3 rRNA genes are annotated in these 5,609 nt (G+C 55.3%); all 3 read right to left on the reverse strand.

Annotated features, from left to right (window positions below):
• Positions 1-68: 68 nt before the first annotated feature.
• Positions 69-185, reverse strand: a 5S ribosomal RNA gene (gene rrf / locus Y710_RS18175).
• A gap of 184 nt (positions 186-369) precedes the next feature.
• Positions 370-3,552: ribosomal RNA gene (locus Y710_RS18180) — 23S ribosomal RNA — on the reverse strand.
• 471 nt (positions 3,553-4,023) lie between these two features.
• A 16S ribosomal RNA gene (locus Y710_RS18185) occupies positions 4,024-5,544 on the reverse strand.
• Together the 16S, 23S and 5S rRNA genes form the textbook arrangement of a ribosomal RNA operon.
• Positions 5,545-5,609: the final 65 nt, after the last annotated feature.

Here is a 5,609-nt window from a genome sequence, read left to right on the forward strand (position 1 = left end):
GGGGGCACGTCCCGGGAAATGGGTTGAGCCCCGATCAGACGGTGTCTGATCGGGACTCAACAAGTTGTGTTCGGCGGTGTCCTACTCTCCCACACCCATTACAGTGCAGTACCATCGGCGCAGGTGGGCTTAGCTTCCGGGTTCGGAATGGGACCGGGCGTTTCCCCACCGCTATAGCCGCCGTAACAATATGAAACTATCCACACCACAATCCCTCACCAGGGTTGTGGTTTGTGTGTTGTTTCAGAAGTACATAGTGGATGAACGAGCAAACATTCTGTGTGCGTGTAACAATCACCGAAACCGACTCACACAACCCAGTCCTGTCGTGATTCGTTGAATCCGAAAAAAGAATTGTTGGTGAGTGTTGTTGGTAAGTCCTCGGCCGATTAGTACCGGTCACCTGAACACATTACTGTGCGTACAGTTCCGGCCTATCAACCCCATCATCTGTAGGGGGCCTTACCCCACCCGAAGGTGGGTGAGAAACCTCATCTTGGAACAGGCTTCCCGCTTAGATGCTTTCAGCGGTTATCCCTTCCGAACGTAGCTAACCAGCAGTGCTCCTGGCGGAACAACTGGCACACCAGAGGTTCGTCCGTCCCGGTCCTCTCGTACTAGGGACAGGTTTCCTCAAGTTTCTACACGCGCGCGGCGGATAGAGACCGAACTGTCTCACGACGTTCTAAACCCAGCTCGCGTGCCGCTTTAATGGGCGAACAGCCCAACCCTTGGGACCTACTCCAGCCCCAGGATGCGACGAGCCGACATCGAGGTGCCAAACCATCCCGTCGATATGGACTCTTGGGGAAGATCAGCCTGTTATCCCCGGGGTACCTTTTATCCGTTGAGCGACACCGCTTCCACACGCCGGTGCCGGATCACTAGTCCCGACTTTCGTCCCTGCTCGACATGTACGTCTCACAGTCAAGCTCCCTTGTGCACTTACACTCAACACCTGATTGCCATCCAGGCTGAGGGAACCTTTGGGCGCCTCCGTTACACTTTAGGAGGCAACCGCCCCAGTTAAACTACCCACCAGGCACTGTCCCTGAACCCGATCAGGGTCCGAGGTTAGAAGCCCAATACGATCAGAGCGGTATTTCAACAACGACTCCACCCACACTAGCGTGCCGGCTTCACAGTCTCCCACCTATCCTACACAAACCGCACCGAACACCAATACCAAGCTATAGTGAAGGTCCCGGGGTCTTTTCGTCCTGCCGCGCGTAACGAGCATCTTTACTCGTACTGCAATTTCGCCGAGCCTGTGGTTGAGACAGCAGAGAAGTCGTTACGCCATTCGTGCAGGTCGGAACTTACCCGACAAGGAATTTCGCTACCTTAGGATGGTTATAGTTACCACCGCCGTTTACTGGGGCTTAAATTCTCAGCTTCACCACCCCGAAAGATGATTAACCGGTCCTCTTAACCTTCCAGCACCGGGCAGGCGTCAGTCCGTATACATCGTCTTACGACTTCGCACGGACCTGTGTTTTTAGTAAACAGTCGCTTCTCTCTGGTCTCTGCGACCACCACCAGCTCACACCGAAAAAGTGATCACCGGTCGTGGTCCCCCTTCTCCCGAAGTTACGGGGGCAATTTGCCGAGTTCCTTAACCACAGTTCACTCGATCGCCTTAGTATTCTCTACCTGACCACCTGTGTCGGTTTGGGGTACGGGCCGTGTACCAACTCACTAGAGGCTTTTCTCGACAGCATAGGATCACCGAATTCACCACAACGGCTACGCATCACCTCTCAGGCTCAAAAAGACACGGATTTGCCTATGTCTCACCCTACAGGCTTACACCAACTATTCCACCAGTTGGCCCGGCTACCTTCCTGCGTCACCCCATCGCTTGACTACTACACCCAAGGTCCCACGCAGCCGCCATCAGAGAAATCCGAAGAAATCAACGACAGCTTTTGGATGGTTAGTACAGATGATTCATCACTGGGCGCGGATACACGGGTACGGGAATATCAACCCGTTGTCCATCGACTACGCCTGTCGGCCTCGCCTTAGGTCCCGACTCACCCTGGGCGGATTAACCTGGCCCAGGAACCCTTGGTCATCCGGCGGACAAGTTTCTCACTTGTCTTTCGCTACTCATGCCTGCATTCTCACTCCCACACCCTCCACAACTGGATCACTCCGCTGCTTCCACGGATGCAGGACGCTCCCCTACCCACCCACACCACTACACACCCACCCGCAGGCAGGCATGGATGAAATGTGTGAGTGCCGCGGCTTCGGCGGTGTACTTGAGCCCCGCTAAATTGTCGGCGCAGAATCACTTGACCAGTGAGCTATTACGCACTCTTTCAAGGGTGGCTGCTTCTAAGCCAACCTCCTGGTTGTCTCAGCGACCCCACATCCTTTTCCACTTAGTACACGCTTAGGGGCCTTAGCCGGCGATCTGGGCTGTTTCCCTCTCGACTACGAAGCTTATCCCCCGCAGTCTCACTGCCACGCTCTCACTTACCGGCATTCGGAGTTTGGCTGACGTCAGTAACCTGATAGGGCCCATCGGCCATCCAGTAGCTCTACCTCCAGTAAGAAACACGCAACGCTGCACCTAAATGCATTTCGGGGAGAACCAGCTATCACGGAGTTTGATTGGCCTTTCACCCCTACCCACAACTCATCCCCTCCATTTTCAACTGAAGTGGGTTCGGGCCTCCACAACCTCTTACAGCTGCTTCACCCTGGCCATGGGTAGATCACTCCGCTTCGGGTCTAGACCCAGCGACTCAACACGCCCTATTCAGACTCGCTTTCGCTACGGCTACCCCACACGGGTTAACCTCGCCACTGAGCACTAACTCGCAGGCTCATTCTTCAAAAGGCACGCCATCACCCACCACCCCAAAAGGTGCGCAGGCTCTGACGGATTGTAAGCGTCCGGTNAAAGGTGCGCAAGCTCTGACGGATTGTAAGCGTCCGGTTTCAGGTACTATTTCACTCCCCTCCCGGGGTACTTTTCACCTTTCCCTCACGGTACTAGTCCGCTATCGGTCACCAGAAAGTATTTAGGCTTACCGGGTGGTCCCGGCAGATTCACAGCAGATTCCACGAGCCCGCTGCTACTTGGGAACAATCGAAGCCAGTCAACACGCTTTCAGCTACGGGACTCTCACCCACTACGGCAGACCATTCCAGGCCACTTCACCTAACATGTCGATTTATCACTGACCCACCGCACGGCAGCACGATGAACGATCACCCCACAACCCCACACGCACAACCCCTGCCGAGTATCACATACGCATGGTTTAGCCTCCTCCGCTTTCGCTCGCCACTACTCACGGAATCACACTTGTTTTCTCTTCCTGTGGGTACTGAGATGTTTCACTTCCCCACGTTCCCTCCACACCCGCTATACATTCACGAGTGGGTAACACCACATCACTGGTGCTGGGTTTCCCCATTCGGACACCCTCGGATCACAGCTCGTTTGACAACTCCCCGAGGACTATCGCGGCCTACCACGTCCTTCATCGGCTCCTGGTACCAAGGCATCCACCGAACGCCCTCAAACACTTACAACAACACCCACAAACACACCCCACACACCACAACAGTGCCCGAGGCGCGAATGCGGACAACAAACAAAAATCAACGATCACAACACGCGATCGCACAAACCAGAATCGAAATTGCAGAACACACAAACCCAACAACAACAAATGCTGCCGGGCTAGATGCTCGCATCCACTATGCACTTCTCAAACAACACACACCCACCACCCCCAACACCCCACACTCGAGGCGGAAAACAGTGAGCACCAAGACAACACCGAACATTAACCCCCCGAAGGGAATCAACAGCGTGTTCTCTCAGAACCCCGATAGTGTGCTTCGTCCACAACCGCAATCACTCACGGTCGACCACCCGCCGGCCGCCCGCATCTCGCAGGCCACCGACAAACAAATGATGGTTTCTTGTGTTTCACCCATGAACAAACACCGACCCGATACACATTCGGCACCAGCATCGACGTGTTGTTTGCTCCTTAGAAAGGAGGTGATCCAGCCGCACCTTCCGGTACGGCTACCTTGTTACGACTTCGTCCCAATCGCCGATCCCACCTTCGACAGCTCCCTCCACAAGGGTTAGGCCACCGGCTTCGGGTGTTACCGACTTTCATGACGTGACGGGCGGTGTGTACAAGGCCCGGGAACGTATTCACCGCAGCGTTGCTGATCTGCGATTACTAGCGACTCCGACTTCATGGGGTCGAGTTGCAGACCCCAATCCGAACTGAGACGCGCTTTAAGGGATTCGCTCCACCTCACGGTCTCGCAGCCCTCTGTACGCGCCATTGTAGCATGTGTGAAGCCCTGGACATAAGGGGCATGATGACTTGACGTCATCCCCACCTTCCTCCGAGTTGACCCCGGCAGTCTCCTGCAAGTCCCCGGCATAACCCGCTGGCAATACAGGACAAGGGTTGCGCTCGTTGCGGGACTTAACCCAACATCTCACGACACGAGCTGACGACAGCCATGCACCACCTGTACACCAACCACAAGGGGGGCCGTATCTCTACGGCTTTCTGGTGTATGTCAAACCCAGGTAAGGTTCTTCGCGTTGCATCGAATTAATCCACATGCTCCGCCGCTTGTGCGGGCCCCCGTCAATTCCTTTGAGTTTTAGCCTTGCGGCCGTACTCCCCAGGCGGGGTACTTAATGCGTTAGCTACGGCACGGAACTCGTGAAATGAGCCCCACACCTAGTACCCACCGTTTACGGCGTGGACTACCAGGGTATCTAATCCTGTTCGCTCCCCACGCTTTCGCTCCTCAGCGTCAGTTACTACCCAGAGACCCGCCTTCGCCACCGGTGTTCCTCCTGATATCTGCGCATTTCACCGCTACACCAGGAATTCCAGTCTCCCCTGTAGTACTCAAGTCTGCCCGTATCGCCTGCACGCCTGCAATTGAGTTGCAGAATTTCACAGACGACGCGACAAACCGCCTACGAGCTCTTTACGCCCAGTAATTCCGGACAACGCTCGCACCCTACGTATTACCGCGGCTGCTGGCACGTAGTTGGCCGGTGCTTCTTCTCCAGGTACCGTCACTTACGCTTCGTCCCTAGCGAAAGAGGTTTACAACCCGAAGGCCGTCATCCCTCACGCGGCGTCGCTGCATCAGGCTTGCGCCCATTGTGCAATATTCCCCACTGCTGCCTCCCGTAGGAGTCTGGGCCGTGTCTCAGTCCCAGTGTGGCCGATCACCCTCTCAGGTCGGCTACCCGTCGTCGCCTTGGTAGGCCATTACCCCACCAACAAGCTGATAGGCCGCGGGCCCATCCTGAACCGCAAAAGCTTTCCACCACCAACCATGCAATCAGTGGTCCTATCCGGTATTAGACCCAGTTTCCCAGGCTTATCCCAGAGTCCAGGGCAGATCACCCACGTGTTACTCACCCGTTCGCCACTCGAGTACCCAGCAAGCTGGGCCTTTCCGTTCGACTTGCATGTGTTAAGCACGCCGCCAGCGTTCGTCCTGAGCCAGGATCAAACTCTCCAACAAAAAATGCAGAAACCACAAGATTTCAACACAAAGCCAGAAAACAGAACCTGACCAAATCCAAAAAA

It is taken from the genome of Gordonia sp. QH-12 (assembly GCF_001578675.1).
GTDB classification, from domain to species: domain Bacteria; phylum Actinomycetota; class Actinomycetes; order Mycobacteriales; family Mycobacteriaceae; genus Gordonia; species Gordonia sihwensis.